This window comes from Planctomycetota bacterium, assembly GCA_016125255.1.
Taxonomy (GTDB): Bacteria; Planctomycetota; Phycisphaerae; order Phycisphaerales; family Zrk34; genus RI-421.
On record WGMD01000029.1, the window covers coordinates 119,980 to 143,003 of the forward strand.

General features: G+C 64.5%; 17 protein-coding genes and 1 tRNA gene. 9 read left to right on the plus strand and 9 right to left on the minus strand.

Annotated features, from left to right (window positions below; all coding sequences use genetic code 11):
* Window positions 1-99 precede the first annotated feature (99 nt).
* Window positions 100-1,863: a hypothetical protein gene (locus tag GC162_18545; GenBank protein ID MBI1370642.1), complete on the minus strand. Its 1,764-nt coding sequence runs from the start codon at window positions 1,861-1,863 to the stop codon at window positions 100-102.
* A 14-nt stretch (window positions 1,864-1,877) separates the two neighbouring features.
* Complete coding sequence (locus GC162_18550; protein MBI1370643.1) at window positions 1,878-3,239, minus strand: TIR domain-containing protein; 1,362 nt, start codon at window positions 3,237-3,239, stop codon at window positions 1,878-1,880.
* A gap of 89 nt (window positions 3,240-3,328) precedes the next feature.
* On the opposite strand from GC162_18550, the gene GC162_18555 reads away from it, so the two are divergent.
* A tRNA-Ile gene (locus tag GC162_18555) sits at window positions 3,329-3,401 on the plus strand.
* A 38-nt stretch (window positions 3,402-3,439) separates the two neighbouring features.
* Window positions 3,440-5,161: a SpoIIE family protein phosphatase gene (locus GC162_18560; protein MBI1370644.1), complete on the plus strand. Its 1,722-nt coding sequence runs from the start codon at window positions 3,440-3,442 to the stop codon at window positions 5,159-5,161.
* Here the strand turns inward: GC162_18560 and GC162_18565 are convergent.
* The 3 genes from GC162_18565 to mutY form a co-directional block, all read right to left on the minus strand.
* Window positions 5,064-7,478: a protein kinase gene (locus tag GC162_18565; GenBank protein ID MBI1370645.1), complete on the minus strand. Its 2,415-nt coding sequence runs from the start codon at window positions 7,476-7,478 to the stop codon at window positions 5,064-5,066. The genes GC162_18560 and GC162_18565 overlap by 98 nt on opposite strands.
* A gap of 81 nt (window positions 7,479-7,559) precedes the next feature.
* Complete coding sequence (locus GC162_18570; protein MBI1370646.1) at window positions 7,560-8,894, minus strand: SpoIIE family protein phosphatase; 1,335 nt, start codon at window positions 8,892-8,894, stop codon at window positions 7,560-7,562.
* 26 nt (window positions 8,895-8,920) lie between these two features.
* Window positions 8,921-10,009, minus strand: coding sequence for an A/G-specific adenine glycosylase (mutY, locus tag GC162_18575; GenBank protein MBI1370647.1), 1,089 nt, complete (start codon window positions 10,007-10,009; stop codon window positions 8,921-8,923).
* A 60-nt stretch (window positions 10,010-10,069) separates the two neighbouring features.
* On the opposite strand from mutY, the gene GC162_18580 reads away from it, so the two are divergent.
* Complete coding sequence (locus GC162_18580) at window positions 10,070-10,657, plus strand: hypothetical protein (protein MBI1370648.1); 588 nt, start codon at window positions 10,070-10,072, stop codon at window positions 10,655-10,657.
* An 85-nt stretch (window positions 10,658-10,742) separates the two neighbouring features.
* Window positions 10,743-11,351, plus strand: a complete 609-nt coding sequence (locus GC162_18585; protein ID MBI1370649.1) for a DUF1080 domain-containing protein — start codon at window positions 10,743-10,745, stop codon at window positions 11,349-11,351.
* Between the two features lie 27 nt (window positions 11,352-11,378).
* Here the strand turns inward: GC162_18585 and guaA are convergent, their stop codons facing one another.
* Complete coding sequence (guaA, locus tag GC162_18590; protein ID MBI1370650.1) at window positions 11,379-12,932, minus strand: glutamine-hydrolyzing GMP synthase; 1,554 nt, start codon at window positions 12,930-12,932, stop codon at window positions 11,379-11,381.
* 98 nt (window positions 12,933-13,030) lie between these two features.
* Here guaA and GC162_18595 point away from each other — a divergent pair, with 98 nt between their 5' ends.
* Window positions 13,031-14,656: a sulfatase-like hydrolase/transferase gene (locus tag GC162_18595; GenBank protein ID MBI1370651.1), complete on the plus strand. Its 1,626-nt coding sequence runs from the start codon at window positions 13,031-13,033 to the stop codon at window positions 14,654-14,656.
* 17 nt (window positions 14,657-14,673) lie between these two features.
* On the opposite strand, the gene GC162_18600 is transcribed toward GC162_18595, so the two are convergent.
* Complete coding sequence (locus GC162_18600; GenBank protein MBI1370652.1) at window positions 14,674-16,011, minus strand: twin-arginine translocation signal domain-containing protein; 1,338 nt, start codon at window positions 16,009-16,011, stop codon at window positions 14,674-14,676.
* Between the two features lie 31 nt (window positions 16,012-16,042).
* Between GC162_18600 and GC162_18605 the strand changes: the two genes are divergently transcribed.
* The gene (locus tag GC162_18605) at window positions 16,043-16,813 is read left to right on the plus strand and encodes a hypothetical protein (GenBank protein ID MBI1370653.1); all 771 of its coding nucleotides are present in this window, start codon (window positions 16,043-16,045) and stop codon (window positions 16,811-16,813) included.
* Between the two features lie 60 nt (window positions 16,814-16,873).
* Here the strand turns inward: GC162_18605 and GC162_18610 are convergent, their stop codons facing one another.
* A complete protein-coding gene (locus GC162_18610) occupies window positions 16,874-18,202 on the minus strand; it encodes a diguanylate cyclase (protein ID MBI1370654.1) in 1,329 nt (442 codons plus the stop codon).
* Window positions 18,203-18,213: 11 nt separating this feature from the next.
* The gene (locus GC162_18615; GenBank protein ID MBI1370655.1) at window positions 18,214-18,759 is read right to left on the minus strand and encodes a hypothetical protein; all 546 of its coding nucleotides are present in this window, start codon (window positions 18,757-18,759) and stop codon (window positions 18,214-18,216) included.
* Here GC162_18615 and GC162_18620 point away from each other — a divergent pair.
* The 3 genes from GC162_18620 to GC162_18630 all read left to right on the plus strand — a co-directional run bounded on the left by GC162_18620 (window position 18,758) and on the right by GC162_18630 (window position 22,974).
* The gene (locus tag GC162_18620; GenBank protein ID MBI1370656.1) at window positions 18,758-20,053 is read left to right on the plus strand and encodes an aminotransferase class V-fold PLP-dependent enzyme; all 1,296 of its coding nucleotides are present in this window, start codon (window positions 18,758-18,760) and stop codon (window positions 20,051-20,053) included. The two genes, GC162_18615 and GC162_18620, sit on opposite strands and share 2 nt — an antisense overlap.
* A gap of 37 nt (window positions 20,054-20,090) precedes the next feature.
* Window positions 20,091-21,860, plus strand: coding sequence for an ABC transporter permease subunit (locus GC162_18625; GenBank protein ID MBI1370657.1), 1,770 nt, complete (start codon window positions 20,091-20,093; stop codon window positions 21,858-21,860).
* Between the two features lie 85 nt (window positions 21,861-21,945).
* Entirely contained in the window at window positions 21,946-22,974 is a 1,029-nt protein-coding gene (locus tag GC162_18630; protein MBI1370658.1) for an aldo/keto reductase, read from the plus strand.
* The last annotated feature ends 50 nt before the right edge of the window (window positions 22,975-23,024 follow it).

Genomic DNA, 23,024 nt, shown 5'->3' on the forward strand with positions numbered 1-23,024 from the left:
TCCTGAGATTTCTGTATCGACTGAAATAACTGTATCGTTCAAATTCCCCCACGTCAAGCCCCGCATCATATTTTTCGACACCCCGATCCCCTTCCCGCTTCACGCCACCAATTCGGGCGGATCGAAGCTCAACACCACCCACCATTCGTAGTTTTCCAGCGCGATGAGCCGGCCGGCTTCGTGGACCAGGGCGCGGAAGTCAGCGGGATTCGCGGCGGCGGCGCGGTCGACGAGGCGGGCCAGGACCATGGACATCTGATGCGACCGGGCGGCGACGCGCTCGTACTCGAGCTGCTTGGAGATGCCGTGTGCGGCGGCGCCCCAGGCGGGCAGCACCATGGCGGCGAAGGTGAAGAGATTCAACCAGAGCGGATGCTCGGCCGGAACGGCCTCGGCGACCACCTCGACGGACTCCGTCGCGCCGCGATCGGCTGAGGGCTTGTGATGCGCTCCGTGCGTCATCGTGCCGGTGAGATGGACGGCGGCGGCGATGAACGTGGCGAAGAAGGCGCCGAGGATCTTGTAGCGCGCATGCTCGGCGAGCTTCTCCTTGCGGTGGGCATTGCGGGCGTGCCAGGCCTGCTGATGCTTGAGCCAGCCATCGATGATGAACTTTTGCGCGGCGGGCGAGACATCGGGCTCGGGGGGCAAGGCAGCGCGCGTGCGAGCGACGATGGCGCGGACCGTGGCGGGCACCCATTGCTGAGGTCCGGCATAGAACGGCAGCGCACGGTGCGTATTGGTCAACGGCTCCGTCGGGTCTTCGCCGACGATCAACGTGAACAGGGCCATGCGAAGCTGCTCGGAGACGAAGCGGCTGTGCAGCCATTTTTCGTGCCACGCCCCGCGCCGATTCGCCAGGTAAATCCCGATCGCCGCCAGCATGGCGAGCAGCTCGACAATGGTCGGCCAGACGCTTGATGAAAAGAACAGGGCCTGTGCGACGGCCATCGAGACGGCGAACGCGGACAGGTAGAACACGCTCTTGCACGCCGCGACATACGCCCGCTGATAATTCGCCGATAGTTCTCCGGCGTGAATGCCGAAGGGCAGCAGCGTCCGCATCACCACTTCGAGACGATTCGTCGGATATGCGACGGTCTGTGCGAATTGGCGCAGTTTTTCGACGGCGTGTCGATAGCCATGCGCGAAGGCGTCGGGTGAAAGGGAACCGGTGCCGAGAAAGTCGCGCAGCTCGAACAAGCCCGCGGAAATCGCCGGTCCTTCGACGGGCATCGACCGGTCCGCGTCTCGGGAGCGACCGAGCAGGCGCGGCGGTGCTGCGGGGTCATTGGCGTCGATGACGATGACCGTACGCCCCGCTTCCAGGGCGTAGCGCACCGCATCGCCGGTTCCGCCAGCAGTGGCCGACGGCTTGCCGTCCCAGATCGCCACGAGCACTTCGCACGAATCGACGACCGCGCGCCCGACATCCGTATACGCCCGCCGCCGGGCCGCCACATCGCCGGGGTCCGGTTCATGATGATGCAGTTCGACGAGGCGATCGGCCTTCTTGATGAGCGATTCGAACTCGGCGCGGTCCTCGGCGCTGTCGAAATCCTTGCGATACTCGTCGAGCGGCATCGGCGTCACCACTTCAAGCCGGGCCGACAATTGCTCCATCGCCGATTGCGCCAGCACGCGATCGGCCCCCAGCGCCGCCGGGCTGATGACGACCCATTCGACCTGCACGCGCGGCGTGCCGGTCATGATGGACTTGAGCGAGCGCATGAGTTGATCCGAAGCCGCGCCCGCCCCCGCCGGGTCCGCCAGCTTACGATGCCCCACAACGCCGAGCCGAAGTTGATAGGGCACGGCGGTGAGTGTCGGAATCGGCGTGTCGGCGGCTGGCGTATCGGTCATGGATCCCCCGATGATCAATTTTTGACGCGGACCCATGTCGCCGTGCCGCGCGGTTCGGTGAAAGTGACGCGGTCCGGGCCGTCGAAGTTGTACGCCCCCTGCACGGGCGGACCGGCGGCGATGGCGCGCTTGAACTGGTACTTGCCGTCCGTCGCGTCAAGCAGACCTTTTTCGACACGGGTGAAACGGATCGTGTATTTGCCGTCGGTGCTCAGTACGAGCGTCGCGTCGTAGGGCAGATACGAATCAATGAACAACTGATGCGCCTGCCATGTGCCGACGGGCGAGGACTCGGGCAGGCCCGTGTCGGCGCGGCGGACCCATGAGGTCACCGCCGCTCCGTTGCCCGGAGGCATGAGGGACATCTGCGTATCGCCCTTCTTGGAGGCCAGGTGCGGCTGATCCTCATGCACGTACCAGAAGATCGCCTCCACACGATCCGAAGCGCCGGTGCGCGGCGAGGCGAAGGTGATGAACCCCTTCGCGGCGGTATTCTTGCTGAAGCGATCGGGTGTGATGCTCGGCGTGTACGTGCCCTGACCCTGCACGTCGATGCTCAACGTGTAGAGCCCGCCGGGCTGAATGTCGAGCGTGGCGTGCGCCTCGGGACCGGTCCATGCCGCAAGCAGCGTGTTGCCCATCGCCAGCGGCATCGTCGGTATGCCCGGAATGATCATCTCCGGGTCCATCTTCGAGCTGAGCATCCGCCACTGACCGGCGAATGCCTTGATGCCCTGCTGCTCGACAGACCCTCCGGAAGTGTTGTGCGCGGTCGTGCCGGCGGTGCTGGTCGAACCGTTGCCGGTTGCGACAGGCGCGCTGCCGCCGTCGTTCTTGCCGGGGCCGCGCAGAGCGATGATCAGCAGGAGAATCAGCGCGATGATGACGGCGGCGGTGATGGCGAGCGATTTGATGTGCTGAACGTACCACGGCGTCGGCGTGGGGATCACCATCGGCGGCGCTTTGGGCGTCTTCCCGCTCAAAAGCCGTTCGACCGTATCGCCCAGCACATTCAGATGCTGCTGAAGCGGCGGATTGAAAGCGTCGAGCCAGTGCGGCGTCGAGATGAAATACTCCAGCGACTTGGTCGGCATCACATTCTCGATCCGCATCGGGATGATGGGGATGCTTCGATTGACCGCCCGCTCGACCTCGCGTTTGATCTGCGGCGAGGCGTTGGCGTGATCGGAGAAGACGAGCACCATAACGCGCGAACCGTGGATCGCATCGACGATGGATTCGCTCCAGTCGGCGCCGGGCAGGATGTCGCGCGGGGCGATCCAGCAGCGGATTTTCCGCGCTTCGAGCGTCGCCACGACCGCATCGGCCGTGGGCTTGTCCAGCGAGGAATGACTGACGAAGACATCGTGACCCATGGTGCGTAATTTACCATTGCGTGCCGAATCGTGAAACGTGATGTTCGGGACGCGCGGGCGGGACGGGCATCGGTATAATCATCGCGACCGGCCCCGTAGCTCAGCGGTCAGAGCACGCGACTCATAATCGCTTGGTCCCTGGTTCAAATCCAGGCGGGGCTATTGGCGGGTGCGTGCATGTGGTCGGGTCTGCTTACGAGATGACGATGACGCCATCGAATGACTCATCGAGCGAATCCAAACAAGCCGCGGGCGAGCGGTTTGTCGTGCAGGTCGCGCGCGACGGGACGGTCATCGCGAAGGTCAACATCGACAAGACGCCGCTGACAATCGGGCGGTCCAAGTCGGCGGAGCTGCGCATCGATGACGACCGCGTGTCGCGCCGGCATGCGGAGATCGCGCGGGACAAGATCGGCCGTTGGGTGCTGCGCGATCTGGGCAGTCGCAACGGGACGCTCATCGACGGCCTGCCGGTCAGCGAGATGACGATCGACCTGGGCCGGGCATTTACGATCGGCGATTACACCTTCCGGATCATGCCCGTCGAGACGGCGAGCGAGCGGCCGCAGAGGGCGAGGCCGACGACGATCGTCGATTCGCCGCTGACGCATTACAGCACGTTCGGCGCCAACGCCGCCCGCATCGACACGCATCATCTGCACACGCTGACGGACTTCGGGCATGAACTGCTCGGTCTGGCGACACGGCGCGAGCGGCTGGAGCGATTGTGCCGGCTGATGGTCGACGGTGCGTTTCACGGTCGATTCGCGGCGGCGCTTTCGATGCGGCGCAGCGATCTGGAGCCGGAGCCGCAGGCGTTATGCGATGCGGTTCAGTCGGCCCGGGCGCAACAGCGCGGCGAAGCGCCGCCGCATCTGTCGCGCGGGCTGCTGGCGGCGATCAATGACAAACCCGCCCCGACGTTCGCGTCCAACACGGGCGGATCGAGCGGCGGGGTTGAAATGTCGATGGCGCCCGAAGCGGTCGGCGAGCAGGCGGCGGCGGCCGTCCCGCTCAACTTTGACGATGACACGCTGGAGGTGCTGTACGTGGCGTTTCCCCCGCAGTTCGGGACGGCGGAGTGGTTGACGCTCGTCGCGCTGGCGGCGCAGCAGTATCAGCAGGCGGAGGCGGCGATCAGGGCGCAGGAGCAGGCGCAGCGTCATGCGGCTTTGGAGCGGGAGCTGGCGGCGGCGCGCGTGATTCAGTTCCGTCTCGTGCCGCGCGAGCCCTCGGCGCATGGATTGGAAATCGCGCTGGGGTTCGAGCCGTGCCGCTGGGTCGGGGGCGATTACGTCGACGTGGTGCGCGATCAGTCGGGGGCGACGCTCTTGGTCATCGCGGACGTGACGGGCAAGGGATTGCCGGCGGCGCTGGTGGCGAGCGAGATGCATGCGATGGTGCATGCGTTCGTGCGTGCGGGCGCGGGATTGGGCGCGATGATGGACGGGCTCAACAGTCATCTGTGCGAGTACCTTGATGACGGAACATTCGTGACGGCGATCGCGCTGCGGCTCGACAGCGCCAGCGGCGAACTGGAGTGCATCAATGCGGGGCATCCGCCGGCGCTGGTGATCGATGCGCGCGGCGAGGTGCGGTCAATGCAGCAGGCGGAGAATCTGCCGCTGGGGATCGCGGCCGAACCGATGATCACCTCGCGCGAATCGCTTCCGGCAGGGGCGCTGCTTGCGATGTACACCGACGGGCTCACGGAGATGCGGCGGGAGAATGCTTCGATGCTCAACGTGGAGGGACTGGGCGGAGAGCTGGCGAAAATTTACGCCAAAATGGCCCGAGAAAACCTCACGAAAGTCAGCGAAGCGCTCAGCGATCGTTTGGACGCGATCCAGGGCGCTCGAGCAGCCGAGGACGATCGAACCTACCTTCTCGCTCGCCGAGCCCCGGGCGCTGGGGGCGATTAGGCGGGCCTTCGCCGGGCGGACCATTGTCATTGGGCCGCGGCGGCGGAGCGTCATTGGCGCCGTCCTTGTTGGCCGTGCGATCGACCGGCTCGGCGCGAAGCTGCGCGGCTGTGCCATGGATGACGCGGAATCGGACATGCTCGAACGATGTGTCGGTCGCCATCGACGTCAACCCCGGCGCATCGGGCGCAGTGAGCATCAGGTTCGGCTCAAGGCGCAGGCCCATCGGCGGGCCGGACCAGTGCAAGACCGCGTGATCGTTGAGTGCGACGTTCACGCTGACCTTGTCCGCTTCGTGCGACACCTGAACGAACATGCTCAGCGGACCGTCGAGCTTGATGTCGGCGGGGATGGACTGATCGACCGCATCTTGATCCTTCAGTTCGAGCCGCAGATTCGCCGCGGCGGTGTCGATCACCAGATGAACGGCCGCGGACGGCGCGAGCGGCAGGATCAGGCCGGTCGTATGGCCGAAGACCTGATGGAATTCGGCCTGCAGTTCGTAGTCATCAAGCACGCGCACGGGCAGCACCAGGCGCGGGCGTCGATTGTCGCCACCGGGACCGGCCTGCGCGACCAGACCGCGCGGCGTGATGACCCAACGTGCGTCGATCGCATCGGCGCGCGGGTCGATGAAGGGCATCAGATCGACGAGCCCGCTGGCCGGCGTCAGCACAACCGCGCCGTCGGGGATCACCAGTTCAGGATGCGGCGGCGGCGCGGGCGCGGCGGGAGGCGTCGGTGTCAGCGGCGCGGTCGGGGCGGGCTCGGCCGGTTGAATCCGCGTCGGTTCCGTCGGCGGATCGAGTTTGACGAGCTTCGGCGATTCGGCCGAGGGCGCGGGCGGTGCGGTGACGACCGTCTCGCCGCCGGGCGGATCGCCGCCGGCGGGCGTCAGATCCGCGACGAGCTGCGAAGCGGGCGATTCGGATACGATCGGCGTCGCGGCCGGCTCGGGCTTGATCGGACTCGTGATCTGTGCGACGGTCGCATTGGCATCGGGCGTCGCGTCGCTTGATTTGAACATGGAGCTGATGAGCACCATGACGAGCATGCCGATGACGATCGCCATGCCGACGCCGACGATGGCGGCCCACGGCTTTTTCTTCGATCGGCGGCCGGGCAATTCCGGAAGCTGCGGCAGCGAAGGCGAGGAGCGCTGCCTGGCGCTGCTCGCCGGGGCGGGCATCGTCGGCATGGTCGATTCGAACGACGGCGGGGTGCGTTCGGCGCCGGGCAGGGTCATGCCTTCCGGATCGCTGCGCGAACCGCCGATCGTGCGCGAGTCCAGATGCAGCGGCGTCCGCGCCGCCGAGGGCAGCGCCTGCTGCAGGGCCTCGATGACATGGCGCATCGACGGATAACGATCGTCGCGTTGCTTGGCGACCATGCGTGCGAATACATGCTGAAGCGCCTCTGCGGCGCCCGGGAGCGTGTCGCCGATGTTGGGAATCGGTCGATCGCGATGCGCCAGGGCGAGCGAGAAGGCAGTCTCGCCGGTGTAGGGAAGCTGGCCGGTGACGATGCGGTAGAGCGTGCAGCCCAGCGCGTAAATATCCGCGCGATGATCGGCGAGCTTGGGGTTTTCGGCCTGCTCGGGGGGCATGTACTCGACCGTGCCCATCATGCGCCCGGACATCGTCAGCGAATGCTCCGCCTGCGACTCGGCATCGATGAGCACCGCCAGTCCCATGTCCAGCACCTTCACCACGCCGTCGCGCCGCAGCAGCAGATTCGCCGGCTTCACATCCCGGTGAATCACGCCCTGCGCATGCGCGTAATCGAGCGCCGCGGCGGACTGAAGCACGATGTTGACCGCCTGATCGATCCCGATCGGGCCGCGCTTGTCGATGAGCGTCGAAAGGTCCACGCCGTCGACGAATTCCATGACGAGGAAAAGCCGGTGGGCGTGTTCGCCGGCGTCGTAGGCGGTGACGATATTGGGGTGATTGAGCCGGGCCGCCGCCTGCACTTCGCGGAAGAACCGCTTTTTCATCGCCTCGTTGTGCGACAGGGCCGCCGAGAGCACCTTGACCGCCACGATGCGGTTCATCATGCGGTGCCGCGCCTTGTAGACGACGCCCATGCCGCCGGACCCGAGGCGATCGACGATGACGTACGCCCCGCCGATAAGCAGCGACGCGGCGGCGCCCTGCCAGACGGCCTTGGCCTGAAACTCGCTCAGATGCCCGTCGCGCACCAGCCGCTGCAGGATCACCTTGCCGTCCGTCAAATCGGCCACGCCCGCCAGCGCCTCTTCGGACAGCAGCTCGCGTTTGCGAAGTTCAGCGAGGATTTCCTGAGGCGTCTGCGACATGCATCAGAGTGTATGGAGCTTGGGACTATCCGCCTATCGGCAAAGCAGCGTCACATCATGACACGCCGCACCGACGGCGCTTTACGCATGACGCTTGACCAGCACGACGGTCATGTCGTCATTCTGTTTCATCCCGCACGCGAACACCATCACCGCCTCGACAAGCAGGCGGATCAGTTCGTGCATCGGCTTGTCCTGATGGGCCCGAAGCACTTCAAGCACGCGCTGCTCGCCGAACTGTTCGTTGCCGGGCCCGATGTACTCGAAAATACCGTCGGAGATCAGCGCGAGGATGTCGCCGGGCGCGAGGCGGATCGGATCGGGGCGACCGGCGATCAGTCCGGGCATGATGCCCATCGGGATGGTCGACGCTTCGAGCAGATCGGCGTCGCCCGTGGCGGCGTGCAGGTGAATGATCGGGCCCTGACCGCCGGCGTGATATTCGACCTTGTGCGCGTTCGTGTCGAGCAGTCCCGCGAACGCCGTGACGAACCGGTTCTCGGCCAGGTCATCGCAGAGCTGATCGTTGACGTTGACGAACATGTCGTCGAGCGGGGCTTTGAGGCGCATCGCCATGCGGAACATCGACCGCACCTGCGTCACCGACAGGGCCGGCCCGATGCCGTGCCCCGTCGCGTCGCAAAGCAGGAGCAGCGCCCCCGAATCGTCGACGCCGACGACGTCGTAGATGTCGCCCCCCGTTTCGTCGGCGGGGCGCGACCAGCCGGCCAGATCGTAACCGCTCAGCACAGGCATGCTCGTGGGCAGCACGCGCTGCTGAATGTCATGGGCCAGCGCCAGATCGCGCTCCAGTTTCTGTTTGACCATGAAATCTTCGAGCAGCTTGGCGCGCTGCAGCGCCACGGCGCACTGGGCCGCCAGCGCCGTGCCCAGTCGTTCGTCGTCTTCCTCAAACACGCCGTCGGTTTTGTTCAGAAGCTGCATCACGCCGACCAGCTCATTGTCGATGCCGACAAGCGGGATCGTCAGCAGACAGCGCGTGCGGTAGCCGGTCTTGCGGTCGACTTCCTGATTGAACCGGGCGTCGGCGTAGACATCGGGGATATTCAGGACCTTGCGGGTCTGGGCACATTCGCCGGCGATGCCGACCTTGGCGGGGAAGCGGATTTCCTTGAGGCCCGTGGCGACCTTGGCGAACAGTTCGTTGGTCTTCTTGTCGTAGAGGAACACGGTGCCGCGATCGGCGCCGAGGACTTCGCGCGCGGCTTCGATGACCGTGTGCAGCGTGGTCTCCAGATCGACAGGCGCTCCCAGTTGGCGCGTCACATCCAGAACGCGCCAAAGGGCCTGAGTATCGAGTTGATCCGCGTGTGTGTACACAGTTACAGCTTGTCCCGAATGGACCCGACCACGAGCAGTCCCCCTAAGTATCGTCCGAAAACCTTGGCCGGTCAATTATTTTGAAACATATTCGCAACAACTTACGCATGTTCCGCCAGTGATGCGGCCTTTTGGCGCAGCAGGGCCAGTGCTCGTCGCTGCGGGTTGGACATGGCCAGGTCCGACATCGCCTCGATCCGCCGCCAGACGCCCGCCCCCCGACGAAGCCGTCCGCCGCTCGGCCGGGCAAGCCAGACTTCGAAGGCAATGCGGCGATGGGTCGTCAGATGCGCAAAGCCACCGTTTTTGCGAACCGCGCCGATGCGAAGGCCCGTCGCGGCATGGACCCATTCCTTCAGTTCGCCCTCGCCTTCGAGCGTCGGCAACTCCCACATCCCCGCCCACAGCCCCGCATCACCCCGCTGCCGCACGAGCCATTGTCCGTTCCGCTCGATCGCCACGACTCGATGCGTCACCGCCCGCACGTTCGCACGCTTGCGCACCGCAGGCAGTTCCGCTACGCGATCCGTCGCCAGCGCCTTGCACATCGACCGCACCGGGCACGCATCACACCGGGGATTGACCGGCGTGCAAATCAGCGCGCCAAGTTCCATCAGCGCCTGATTCCAGTCCCCCGCCGTGCATGCACCACGCAGGCGCACTTGCATCAGTGCTTCGGCCCGCCGCCAGGTCATCGCCTCCGCATCGTCGCCGTCGATGGCGTCGATCCGACCCAGCACGCGCAGCACATTGCCGTCGACGAGCGCCGCCGGTTGCCCGTAGGCGATCGACGCGATCGCGCCCGCTGTGTATCGTCCGACCCCCGGAAGTTTGAGAAGCTCGTCGACCGTCTGAGGCACGCGCCCGTCGAAATCGCTTGCGATCATTTTCGCCGCACGATGCAGATGGCGCGCCCGCCGGTAGTACCCGAGGCCCTGCCATGCGTGCAGCACCTCCTGCTCATCCGCCGCCGCCAGCGCCGCGACTGTCGGCCACCGCGCGACAAACCGCTCGAAATACCCGATCACCGTGGCGACCTGCGTCTGCTGGAGCATCGCTTCGCTCACGAGCGTGTGATACGCATCGGGAAATGCGCCCGGCCGCGCACGCCAGGGCATCGCGCGGTGCGCCTTGGCGTACCACTTGAGCAGGGCGGACTTGAGTTGGCGCGAGGCCTCATCCTGATGCATGAGGACATCATACCGATTTACCCTATCGAATCGCCGCCCAGACGCCGCCTATGATCAGTCATGCGGTGCGCTCCATGCATTCTGCTCATCGCCCTGCTGACCGGCGTCTCGCTCGCCGGGTGCAGCACCGCCGTATACAACACCGACTACACGTATCGACCCCGCCCGCTCGAAGTGCCCATGGCGGTCGGCGATCAGACGCAGGTGCGTGCGCTCGCCACCATCGTCGGCCTGCGCAATGAAACCGATGCCGCGCCCGCTGCGATCGATGTGCGTCTGCGCCTCGATAATGTCACCGATCAACCGGCACGGTTCGACCCCGCCGCGCTGGCGCTCTTCGATGCCGCCATCAAGCAGTTCGATCCGCCGACCGTCGCTCCCGCCGGCGTGCAAACCATCGCGCCGGGTCAGAGTGCCACGATCGAAGCGGCGTTTCCCCTGCCGGGCAGCGGACTGTACACGAACCGCGGATTCGATCTGGACGGGCTCAACCTGCGATGGACCGTGACCGTCGGCTCGCAGAGTCTTTCCCACAGCGCGACCTTCCTTCGCAAACCCGATGAGACGCTCTATCGCCCGTATCCGTATTACTGGGGCGATCCGTTCTACGATCCGTGGATCCCCTATCGTCACTACCGCCGCCATTGATCCCCCCGTTTAGCGAAGCCGCTCGCGGTGTGTTTCTTCCCCCTCGGCGTGCTATCCTGTCACTTCACCCCTACAGGAGCCCGCCATGTTCCAACGCGCCGCCGCCCTGCTCGTCGCCTTCTCGCTTTGCTCTCCGCTCTTCGCCGCCGACGAATCCTTACCTTCTATCTTCAACGGCAAAGATCTCTCCGGCTGGAAAGCCCCGAATCCCAATCCCTGGTGGTCCGTCACCGCCGACGGCACGCTCCTCGGCCAGCAGGACGAAAAGGCCAAGGGCTCCGTCCTCGAAACCGAACAGGAATACCGCAACTGCATCGTCGAACTCGAAGTCCGCTGGCCCGAGGGCTCCGACCTCGACTCCGGCGTCTTCATCCGTGCCAAACAGAAATGGCAGTGCCAGATCGGCGTCTCCCGCTCCCTCAAGCGCGACATGACCTGCTCCATCTATGTCCCCAAAGGCGGCTACGTCGCCAAGGCCCACGACGTCGAAAAGCTTCTCAAGCCCGGCGACTGGAACAAAATCCGCATTGAAGCCCGCGATGACCACTACACCATCATGCTCAACGGCCAAACCGTCCTCGACACCGACCTCCCCGGCTACAACACCCCCGGCCCCATCGGCCTCCAAATCCACCCCGGCGTCAAGAACATGAAAGTCGAATTCCGAAACATCCACGCGGTGGAATTGAAATAGCCGCGGCACAACGTGTCGCGCGTAAACTTACTCCCATTCGATCGTCGCGGGGGGCTTGCTTGAGATGTCATAGACGACGCGGTTGACGCCACGGACTTCGTTGATGATGCGGTTGGAGATGGTGGCCAGCACGTCGTAGGGCAGGCGGGCCCAGTCGGCGGTCATGAAGTCCTGGGTTTCAACGGCCCGGATGGCGACGACGCTGTCATACGTGCGGCCGTCGCCCATGACGCCGACGGATTGGGTGTTGGTCAGTACGGCGAAGACCTGACTGGTCGAGCGATACAGATTGTTCGCCACGATCTCTTCGAGCAGGATTTCGTCGCAGTCGCGCAGAAGATCGAGCTTGGGCTTGGTGATGTCGCCCATGACTCGGACGGCGAGGCCGGGGCCGGGGAAAGGATGACGCCAGACCATCGACTCGGGCAGGCCGGCGACTTCGCCGAGGCGGCGCACTTCATCCTTGAACAGATCGCGGAGAGGTTCGATGAGTTCGAAGCCCAGTTCAGCGGGGAGGCCGCCGACGTTGTGATGCAGTTTGATGTTCGCCGCGGTGCCGGCAAGGGACTGGCCGGATTCAATGACGTCGGGATAGAGCGTCCCTTGAGCGAGATATTTCGCATCAGCGATGTCGGAGGACGCCGACTTGAACACGTCGATGAAACGGTGCCCGATGCGGCGGCGTTTTTCCTGCGGATCGGTGATGCCGGCGAGGTCGGTGAGGAATTCCTTTTCGGCATCGATGACGCGGAGATCGACGTCGAAGTGATCGCGGAAAGTGGTTTCGACGAGTTGGCGTTCGTTCTTACGGAGGAGGCCGTTGTCGACGAAGATGCAGGTGAGCTGTTTGCCGATGGCTTTGGCGAGCAGCGCCGCCACGACGGACGAGTCGACGCCGCCGGAGAGTCCGCAGATGACACGATCGGAGCCGACGCGGGCGCGGATCTGCGTGATCTGCGCTTCCATGAAGTCGCTCATGCGCCACGTGTTTTTGCAATGGCAGATGTTGTAGAGGAAGTTATGGAGGATTTCGACGCCGTGCGGGGTGTGCGTCACTTCGGGGTGGAACTGCACGCCGTAGAACGGGCGATTGCGATGGCGCACAGCGGCGTAGGGACAGGTGTCCGTCGTGGCCAGGGCGATGAAGTCGTTGCCGAGCTGCGAGAGCTGATCGCCGTGGCTCATCCATACCGATGTGTGCGCCGGCACGGATCGGAACAAATCAGCGGCGTCGGTGATTTCGATTTGCGCCCGGCCGTACTCGCGCGCTTTGGCGGGATCGACGCGGGCGCCCAGAAGCTGGCATCCGATCTGCATGCCGTAGCAGATGCCCAGCACGGGGACGCCGAGGTCGAAGAGGCGTTCATCGCAGCGCGGGGCGCCGTCTTCGTAGACGCTGGACGGCCCGCCGGAGAGGATGATCCCTTTGGGTTTGAGCGAGGCGAGGGTTTCGTAGGAGGTATCGGGCGCGACGAGCACGCTGAACGCCCCGGCTTCGCGGACGCGGCGGGCGATGAGCTGCGCGTACTGCGAGCCGAAATCGAGGACGGGGATGACTTCATCGTGAGGCAGTTGGATCATGGAATGGTTCCCAAAGCGAAGCGCGTCATGGTAGTGGAAAGAGAGCAGGCCGCAAGCGGCCTCGCTAAACGCGATTGCGATGCGTATCGTACGCCATGATGCAAAAGCAACCCACCCGCCGCCGTTTCACCGTATTCATCATCTTTCTCTTCGCTCTCGCCGCCCCCGCCTTCGCGGCGGATCGCCCCAACATCATCATCATTCTCGCCGACGACATGGGCTACTCCGACATCGGGTGCTACGGGGGCGAGATCGACACGCCGAATCTCGACAAGCTCGCGGCGGAGGGGGTGCGCTTCACGCAGTTCTACAACACCTGCCGTTGCTGTCCGACGCGAGCCGCCCTGCTCACGGGGCTTTACTCGCACGAAGCGGGCGTCGGACACATGGTCGACGACCAACATCTGCCCGGCTACCGCGGCGTGCTCAACGATCAATGCCGCACCATCGCCGAATCGCTGCGCGACAGCGGATACACGACGCTCATGTGCGGCAAGTGGCACGTCGGTTCGCAGCGCGGGCACTGGCCCACTGATCGCGGGTTCGACCGTTACTTCGGCACGCCCACCGGCGGCGGCGTCTACTTCAAAGACACGCTCAATATCCGCGATACGGTGTTCTTCGTCGACGGCGATCAGAAGATCGAACTGCCGGATGATTTTTACGTGACGGATTCGCTGACGGATCACGCGATGCGGTTCATTGACGACGCCGCGAAGGGCGACAAACCGTTCTTTTTGTATCTGGCTCACATCGCACCGCACTGGCCGCTTCAGGCCAAGCCGGCGGACATCGCCAAGTATGAAGGCAAGTACGACATGGGCTGGGATGCCGTGCGCGCAGCGCGCTACAAGCGGCAGGTCGAGATGGGCATCGTCAAACGGGATTGGGAACTGAGCAAGCGCGATGATCAATCCAAGGCATGGGACAGTCTCAGCGAAGAACATCGCAAAGACCTGTCGCATCGCATGTCCGTCTACGCGGCTCAGGTCGATTGTCTGGATCAGAACGTCGGGAAGCTGATGGCGAAGCTCGAAGCGCTTCGCCTCATGGATAGCACGCTGGTCATGTTTCTGTCGGACAATGGGTGCAGCGCCGAGGGCGGACCGGGCGGGTTCAGCCGGGGGTTCAAGGGCGTGCCGATCGGCGAGGGGACTTCGTATGCGAGCGTCGGGCTGGAGTGGGCCAATGCGAGCAACACGCCGTTCCGCAAGTACAAGACGCGGACGGAGGAAGGCGGGATATCGACGCCGCTGATCGTGCACTGGCCGGCGAAGATCGCGGCGGGCCAGCGCGGGTCGCTCAATGATTCGCCGGGGCACGTCATCGACCTGATGCCGACATGTCTGGCGGCGGCGGGCGCGAAGTATGCGCCGGAAGCGGACCTCGGCAAGTACACGCCGCTGGAGGGTCGGTCGCTGATGCCGGCCCTGTCGGGCGGGTCGGTCGAGCGTGACGAAATTTGCTGGGAGCATGAGGGGAATCGGGCGATCCGCATGGGGGATTGGAAGGCCGTGTCGCCGAAGGGGGCGGCGTGGCAGCTTTACAATCTCGCGGTCGATCGGACGGAGACGCGCAATCTGAGCAGCGAAGATCCGAAGCGCACGGCTGAGCTGGCCAAGGCGTGGGAGGCATGGGCGATTCGGGTGCATGCCGAGCCGTCGCCCTGGGACAAGAAGGGTAAAGGAAAAGGCCCAGCCGATTCGGCCGGACCTTCGGAGTGAACAAGTTGTCGTGACGTTCAGTCGCTCAGGCCGGGGATGTTCCAACCTTTGCGATAGGTGCGGCGGATGAGCGCGGTGGCTTCGGGTTTGTTCTTGAAGCTCAAGCTTGGGGCATCCCATTCGATCGTTTCATTGGGGAAGCGCGTCGCCACGCCGCCGAGCAGCACCGACTCGGTGAGCGGACCGGCGTAGTCGAAGCCCGCGCTCGTCTTACCCGTGCCGGTGCATGCATCGACGAACTGGAGCCAGTGGTCCTGTCCTTCGAGCTTCGGATAGGCGTAGTCCTTGTACTTGTCGACGGGGTAGAGGAAAGGGCGCTCGATGTGCGGCAGGAGCATCGTGCCTTCGGTGCCGACGATGATGGAGCCCTGCCCGGGAATGCCGCGGCCGGTGACGAGGTCGGTGACTTCCTTGGGCGGGCGCATGTCGCCGTCGTACCAGGTCACGTTGACGGTTTTGCTTTCGGTGTATTGCGTGCCGGGGAAGACGTACTTGATGTGTGCGTTGATGCCCCAGTTGTATTCGCTGGGCTTGGGTCCAAGCGAGGTGAGCGAGACGGGGGCGGTCAACGCGGCGGCGTTGTAGATCGGGTCGTAGATGTGGCAGCCCATGTCGCCGAAGGTTCCGGTGCCGAAGTCGAGTCGTTTGCGCCATTGACCGGGGTGGAAGTATCCGCCGCCGATGAAATCGGTTTGCGGGCCCACGCCGAGCCAGACATCCCAGTTGAGCGTATCGGGGACGGGGTCGGAACGGTTGGGTCTGGCGCCGTTGTCGCCCCACTTCTTGCCGGACCAACTGTGGATTTCCTTGACCTTGCCGATGCCGCCGGATTGGACGATGGCGACCGCCATGCGGTAATAGATCGACGAATGAATCTGGATGCCCATCTGCGTGACGACGCCCGCCTTCGCGGCGGCCTCGGTGACCTTACGGACTTCGTAAATCTCATGGCAGAGCGGCTTCTGGCAATAGACGTGTTTGCCGTGATGAATCGCCGTCATGGCGATCGGTGCATGCGAATGATCCGGCACGGTGACGTTGCACGAATCGAACTTGTCGCCGAGTTTGTCGAAGACTTCGCGCCAGTCACTGAAAAACTGCACGTCCTTGAAAGCGCCCTTGACGTAATCGAGGCGCGTCGAGTCGACATCGCACGCGGCGATGAGCTTGAAGCTCGGGTGCCGGGAGAGACTGGAGATGTCGCTCTTGGCCATGCCGTTGGCGCCGAAGGCGATGTGGTTGAGCATGGTGTTGGGCGAAGCGGCGCGGACCAGCCGGGGCATCGCCCACGGCAGCGCCGCACCGGCGACCGCCACGTGTTTGAGAAACGATCGACGCGTCGAGCGATAGGACATCCGATGTGCTCCACAATGCAGGAGAGGAATCATGCGGCGGGTGTCACATCATAGAACGCTCCGCCGGTCGCGCCAATTGCGGTTCCGCGCCGCGGCGCCGCTTCATACGTATTTGCCGGACAATCGCGATAATTTCGTCGCGGAGACGTCCATAGGAACCATCAAAACATCTTCTTCGATGTCGATTCGCCGCGCAAGCGTGACCATACAGGCGGTACAGACGGACCGGATTTTTTCGGGCGTGATGCTCTTAAGTAAATCCGCCCGGACGCTTCGCCGATGGGGAAGGTACGCCCCGGTGGAGTCGGGGCAGTGGAGTCCAAAGATGAATGACAAAGCCAAGCCCGTTCAGATCGGCCGCATCCTCATGGATCATGGCGTGCTCACCGAGGCGCAGGTCGAACAGATTCTTCGAGAGCAATCCGCCCACGCCCGCCCCTTCGGCCTGATCGCCGAAGATATGTTCGGGATCAGCGCCGACGCAGTCGAGAAGGCGTGGATCGATCAGTACATTTCATATGGGACGGAGATCGACCTGGACAAGCAGCGCGTCGATCTTCAGGTGCTCCGCATGCTCAATCGCCGGCAGGCGTGGCAGTTCCGCCTGCTGCCCATCCGCCGCGAGAGCCGGCAGTTGGTCGCCGCCACGAGCCGCGAGCATCTGAAGCGGGCGGTCAACTTCGCGTGGCGCCGCTTCGATGACCCGGTGTATTTCCTGATCGCTCGTCGGCCCCAGCTCGAAGAGTTCCTGATGGAACACTATCCCTGGCCGGCCGCGCTCGATCTGCCGTTGGCAAGCTGAGCGGGAGAGCCCGACATCCGAAACTCGAAATTCGAAGGGCGCGCCGCGTAATGCGGCGCGTTATTCGCTGGGTGAATCGGCGGCGTTTTCCTGGGTGTCGTCATCGCTTTCGATGAGGCCGCAGGCGCGCATCGCGCCTTCGCCGAACGTCAGCGCGTTCTTGCCCTGCTTTTTGGATTCAAGCAGCATCTCGTCGGCAAGCTGGTAAAGCTCCTCGGGCGTCTGGCCGTCCCACGGATAGCTGGCCAGCCCGCCGGAGATCGTCAGCGTGCCGTGCACGGATTGGGCGAGTTTCGGGAAGCGATGCTCGCAGACCGCCCGCTGGAAGCGCTCCGCCGCCGTGCGAACGGTGTCAGGGTGTTCGGAGCGTTTGCGCCGCGGCGGATCTGCATCCCAGAAGATCACGCCGAACTCGTCGCCCCCGACGCGCGCCACCACATCGTGCTTACGCACCACCGACATCATCAGCTTCGCCGTCTCCTGCAGAATCTCATCGCCGGCCTGATGTCCGTAGCGGTCGTTGTACATCTTGAAGTTGTCGATATCGTAGACCATGAGCGTGACGCGGAAGCGCTCGACTTTCGCCCGCTCGACGATCGATGCGAGAAACCGGTCGAAATACCGGCGGTTCCACACGCCCGTCAGGTCATCGTGCAGCGCCATGTCGCTGAGCCGTTCGATGTGCCGTTCGAGACTGAGCCAGCGGGCGAGCCAGTTGGCGTAGGCCTTGAGCGTGGGCATCGCCATTGCGTTGGATGCGAGATAGCCCAGATCGTGACCATTGAACATGACCGGGACGCATGCCGCCGCGGTCGGGTCCGCTTCGCTGACATGTTGCACGGCTCCCTCGCCGGCGCGCTGTTCGATGACCTTCATCGCCAACGGCAACAGTCCCTTGCGGTCGCGCAGCATCTGCTCCACCAGATCGACGTCGCCCAGCGGGCGAACGGCGGGCGAGTCGGCAGCGGGAGCTTCTATGGGTCTGACGGCTTCGTGAATCGCCTCGGCCGCCGCCGTCGTCTTCGTCACGGGGCGCGCCAGTGCTTTGACCAGCGCGTCATGATCAAGCGGTTGAATGAAATAGTCGTCGAATCCGAGCCGCACTGCTTTCATCGCCGCCGGCTCTTCCGATGCATCGGCGATGAGCAGCAGCTTCGCCGCCGGCGCAAGCTCCCGCAGCGCCCGCACGGTCGGCTCCATCGAACCGACGAGCGGTCCGACCCGACCCACCACCGCGCCGACCTTCGACCGCCCCATCTCGCCCAGCGCCGCCAGATAATGCTCCACCGTGACGATTGACTCGACGGGCGATTCGGGCGCATGGCGCAGCGAATGGGCCAGCGCCTCATCGCCCACAACCACCGTCACCGCTTCGCGATCCTGAATCAAGTGCGTTTCCTTCATCCTTCATCCGAGCCGCTCGGCTCGTCGTCCGCCAGAAGCATCGCCAGTTCCTCATCGCTGAGCGTCACGGGCTCGAGGGATTGGACCGGCGGGCGCGGGGGCGTCTCGTGCTCCGATTCCTGTCTGTCCATACGCGGCGCGGCCGCCGCGGGGTTGAATGCTGCGGGGGGCGTCGGCGATTTGGGCATGGGCTTCCCCGACCCATGGCTCGCGCCATTGGTCTTCCCATAGTGAGAAAGTGCCGGCTGAGCGTCGAAGCGATACTGCCAGACGACCAGTTCGGGATGGTACGACTTAACCGTCCGCGCGAGATTTTCCGATTCGCTCATCGCCGCCGGGTCCACGATGACGAGCGCCAGATATCGGCCCCGCGCCAATGCCGTCATCGCCGCGGGCGCGTCATGTACTTCGCGCACCGACACCTGCCGACGACGCAAGCCCTCCAGCAACTCCGCCGGGGCTTCGCAGCCCCGCGGCAGCAGGATCAAGCTCTTGGTCACCGGTGCGTCGCCTCTCTTGCTCGCATCCGCGCGGTGAGTCATGTTCTACCGCTATTCTACCACGCGTTTGGGGGTGGTGACGGCTCATTTGATCGCTACAATGCCCCTTATGACCGCCCAGACCCGAATTTATCTGGACAATGCCGCCACCAGCTTCCCCAAACCCCCGGCGGTGCTCGAGGCGATCAACCACTTCGCCACCCAACTGGGCGCCTCGCCCGGCCGCGGGTCGTATGCCGAATCCCTCCAAGCCGGGCGACTGTTGGACCAGACCCGCTCGCGCCTCTGCCGGCTCATTAACGGGGCCGATCCGCGCCATGTGATTTTCTCGCTCAACTGCTCCGACGCCCTGAACATGGCGATTCGCGGCGTCGTCTGGGCGGATGCCTCGCGACCCCGACACCTCATCACGACCGACCTCGATCACAACTCGATCCTCCGCCCATTCAACGCGCTGTGTCGGCATGAGCACATCACGCAGACGCGCGTGCCGGTCGATCCGGCGACGGGGCTCGTCGATCCCGATGACGTTCGCCGCGCGATCACCGCCGATACGTGTCTGATCGCCCTGCTGCATGCGTCGAATGTCACGGGCACGGTGCAGCCGATCGGCGACATCGGCGCGATCGCGCGCGAGCATGGCGTGCTCTTCTGCGTCGATGCCGCCCAGTCGTTGGGGCATCTGCCGGTCGACGTCGAATCAATGCACATCGACCTGCTGGCCGCACCCGGCCACAAGGGTCTGCTCGGCCCGCTCGGCACCGGCTTCCTCTACATCCGCCCCGGCGTCGAACACGAAATGACCACCACGCGCGAAGGCGGCACCGGCTCCGTCTCCGAAAGCGATATCCAACCCGACTTCCTCCCCGACCGCTTCGAGCCCGGTTCTCACAACACGCCCGGAATACTCGGCCTCGGGGAAGGCGTGCAATGGCTCATCGACCGCGGGATCGATCATGTGGCGGCCCATGAGTCGGCGCTCATCGAGACGTTTCTGGGCATCCTTCGCGACGCCGACCTGCCCGCGCTGCATCTGTATGGCCCTCCGACCGCGGCGCATCGCTGCGGCGTGTTCTCCGTTCGGGTCGACGGCTACGACAACCCCGTCGATCTCTCCGCCGCGCTCGAAAACGAATACGGCGTGCTGACGCGCTCGGGTCTGCACTGCGCCCCCGGAGCGCATCAGACGCTCGGCACCGCATCATGCGGGGGAACCACGCGCCTGTCCTTCGGCCCGATGACGAGCATCGACGACGTCACCGCCGCCGCCCGCGCCCTCGTCGAACTCGCACACGCCGCATCGCCCGCCGTCGCTTCGTCTTCGCATCGCGGCTGACTTTCGATTTGTCCCCTCGCCGCTTAAACTAAGCTCCATGAATCGCTCACCCGTCAACTCCCGGCTCGTTGTGCAGTACGGACTGCTCGGCGGGTGCGTGGCGATCTTCGCGCTGTTCATGGTCTGGCCCATCATCCTCACCGTCAGCGGCGGGTTCTACGAAACCGCCTCCGACGGATCAAGCCATTTCACGCTCCGTTACATCGCCGGCGTTTTCTCCGACCCCGTGCAGCGGCAGGGCCTCATCAACAGTCTGATCATCGCCGTATGCGTCACGCTCCTGTGCCTGCTCATCTCGATCCCACTGTCGGTGATCGCCACGGGCTTCGACTTCCGCGGCAAAGCGATGTTCTCCGCCCTGCTGCTGGTGCCGATGATCCTCCCGCCGTTCGTCGGCGTCATCGGACTGCGGCAGCTCATGGGCCGCTTCGGCGCGTTCAACGCCCTGCTCATCGACCTGCACATGATCGACCCGGCGCACCCGACCGACCTGCTGGGCACTGCGCGGCTCGCCGGCGTGATTATCATGGAAGCCCTGCACTTGTATCCGATCATCTACCTGAACGCGACGGCTTCGCTCGCCAATCTCGACCCCGCGCTCGCGCAGGCCGCCGAAAACCTCGGCGCCTCGCGCTGGACACGTTTCACGCGCGTCACGCTTCCGCTCATCCTGCCCGGTCTTTTCGCCGGCGGGATCATCGTGTTCATCTGGTCGTTTACCGAGCTGGGCACGCCGCTGATGTTCGACTATTACGAGACGACGGCGGTGCAGGTCTTCTGGGGCATTCAGGAAATGGCCGACAATGCCCGCCCCTACGCGCTCGTCGCCGTGATGCTCGGCGCGGCTGTGCTTCTGTACGCCTCCGGCAAACTCGCCTTCGGCGGCAAGGCCTACGCGATGGCCACCCGCGCCGGCACGCAGGCGACGACGCGCAAGCTGACGGGCCTCATGGGCTATCTCGCTGCCGTGCCCTTCGTGATCGTCACGCTCCTGGCCGTCATGCCGCACATCGGCGTGATCCTCGCGAGCTTCTGCGTCCCCGGCCAGTGGTATCAGAGCGTGCTGCCGACGCAATGGACCACGGCGCATTACGCCGGCGCGATGACGCATCCATTGGCCAACGGGTCGATTCACAACAGTCTGCTGTATTCATGCATGGCGGTCGTCGTCGACATCGTGCTGGGGCTGATGATCGCGTGGCTGATCGTGCGGAGCAAGGTGCGCGGGCGGTGGCTGCTGGACAGTCTGGCGATGCTGCCGCTGGCGGTGCCGGGGCTGGTCCTGGCCTTCGGATATGTGGCGCTGTCGCTTCAGATCCGCAGCGTGTTCCGCGCGATGGGCGGCGATTCGCCGTCGTGGCTCCAGATCGTCGGCGAGACGCCCAATCCGATCGTGTTCCTCGTCATCGCCTACGCCATCCGCCGACTCCCTTACGTCGTCCGCGCTGCCGTCGCCGGGTTGCAGCAGACGTCGGGTGAACTGGAGGAAGCGGCGGTGAACCTCGGGGCGTCGCCGCTGTATGCCGCCCGTCGCGTGATCATCCCGCTCATTCTCGCCAACCTCATCGCCGGCGGACTCCTCGCCTTCAGCTTCGCCATGCTCGAAGTCTCCGACTCGCTCATCCTCGCGCAGACCGAAGAGAATTTCCCGATCACCAAGGCGATCTACTCGCTCTTTGAACGCCTCGGCGACGGCCCGTACATCGCCAGCGCCATGGGCGTCTGGGGCATGGCGCTATTGACCGTCACACTCGTCGGCGCCTCCGTCATGATCGGCAAAAAACTCGGCTCCATCTTCCGCGTCTGACCCCCGAAAGTTCGCCCCCCGTTTAGCGGCGGGGCAACGCTCCGCGCTTCTTCTTTTCACGTCAATTCGCCCCCGGAGTTCACCCATGCAACACCTTCCCCTCGGCGTCTCGAACATCTCCGCCTCGCGCGTCATCTTCGGCGCCTGGGCCATCGGCGGATGGATGTGGGGCGGACAGGACGAAGCCCAGGCCATCGCGTCGATTCACGCCGCCCTCGACGCCGGCATCAACACGATCGACACCGCCCCGATGTACGGCATGGGCCGCAGCGAACAGATCGTCGGCAAGGCCCTCGCCGGCCGGCGCGACAAAGTTGTCATCGCCACCAAGTGCGGCATGCGTTGGGACCTGGCCAAAGGCAAGATGTTCTTCCGCACCGATGAGGACTCCGTCAACAACGAATCCGGCGATTATGCCGTGCATATCTACAACGGCCCCGAGTCCATCCGCGAGGAAGTCGAACGTTCGCTCAAGCGGCTCAACACCGACTATATCGACCTGTACCAGACCCATTGGCAGGACCCCACGACGCCGCTCGATCAGACGCTCGCCGAGCTTGTGAAGCTGCGCGATGAAGGCAAGATTCGCGCCTTCGGTCCGTGCAACGCCGACATGGTTCAGCTTCATCAGTACACGCTTGCCGGCGCTTCGACCGATCAGGAAAAGTATTCCATGCTCGACCGCGATCCCGAAGCCGAGCGCCTGCCCTACTGCCGCGAGCACAACGTGGCGGTGCTGGTGTATTCGCCCCTTTCCAACGGCCTGCTCACCGGCAAAGTCACCGCCGACCGCAAATTCGCCGCCGATGATTTGCGCGCCCAGCGCCCACGTTTCACCGTCGAAAGCCGCACGAAGATCAACGATCGCCTCGGGCGGATCGCCCCGATCGCAAAGTCGCACGGCCTCACGCTCGCGCAGCTTGTCATCGCATGGACCCTCGCCCAGCCGGGCCTGACGCACGCCCTCATCGGCGCCCGCACGATCAAGCAGTCGCAGGAAAACGCCGCCGCCGCGGATGTGAAGCTCAGCGAGGACGAACTGGCCGCGATCGATACCGCCATTGAAGACCTCGCCGAAGGCATCGGCTCCTCCGGTCCGCCGCGGCAGTCGTAACCGGCCGCTTCCATGAACGGGCAGTTGCCGCCGCCGTGCAACGTGGGATA

Excerpts from the sequence above, each read along its gene's own strand:
- GC162_18600 (MBI1370652.1), bottom strand. The coding sequence starts at position 16,011 with ATGTCCTATCGCTCGACGCGTCGATCGTTTCTCAAACACGTGGCGGTC.
- GC162_18560 (MBI1370644.1), top strand. The coding sequence starts at position 3,440 with ATGACGATGACGCCATCGAATGACTCATCGAGCGAATCCAAACAAGCC.
- guaA (MBI1370650.1), bottom strand. The coding sequence starts at position 12,932 with ATGATCCAACTGCCTCACGATGAAGTCATCCCCGTCCTCGATTTCGGC.
- GC162_18620 (MBI1370656.1), top strand. The coding sequence starts at position 18,758 with ATGTTCTACCGCTATTCTACCACGCGTTTGGGGGTGGTGACGGCTCAT.
- GC162_18595 (MBI1370651.1), top strand. The coding sequence starts at position 13,031 with ATGCAAAAGCAACCCACCCGCCGCCGTTTCACCGTATTCATCATCTTT.
- GC162_18630 (MBI1370658.1), top strand. The coding sequence starts at position 21,946 with ATGCAACACCTTCCCCTCGGCGTCTCGAACATCTCCGCCTCGCGCGTC.
- GC162_18605 (MBI1370653.1), top strand. The coding sequence starts at position 16,043 with ATGCGGCGGGTGTCACATCATAGAACGCTCCGCCGGTCGCGCCAATTG.
- GC162_18625 (MBI1370657.1), top strand. The coding sequence starts at position 20,091 with ATGAATCGCTCACCCGTCAACTCCCGGCTCGTTGTGCAGTACGGACTG.
- GC162_18580 (MBI1370648.1), top strand. The coding sequence starts at position 10,070 with ATGCGGTGCGCTCCATGCATTCTGCTCATCGCCCTGCTGACCGGCGTC.
- GC162_18550 (MBI1370643.1), bottom strand. The coding sequence starts at position 3,239 with ATGGGTCACGATGTCTTCGTCAGTCATTCCTCGCTGGACAAGCCCACG.
- GC162_18545 (MBI1370642.1), bottom strand. The coding sequence starts at position 1,863 with ATGACCGATACGCCAGCCGCCGACACGCCGATTCCGACACTCACCGCC.
- GC162_18565 (MBI1370645.1), bottom strand. The coding sequence starts at position 7,478 with ATGTCGCAGACGCCTCAGGAAATCCTCGCTGAACTTCGCAAACGCGAG.
- GC162_18615 (MBI1370655.1), bottom strand. The coding sequence starts at position 18,759 with ATGACTCACCGCGCGGATGCGAGCAAGAGAGGCGACGCACCGGTGACC.
- mutY (MBI1370647.1), bottom strand. The coding sequence starts at position 10,009 with ATGCATCAGGATGAGGCCTCGCGCCAACTCAAGTCCGCCCTGCTCAAG.
- GC162_18585 (MBI1370649.1), top strand. The coding sequence starts at position 10,743 with ATGTTCCAACGCGCCGCCGCCCTGCTCGTCGCCTTCTCGCTTTGCTCT.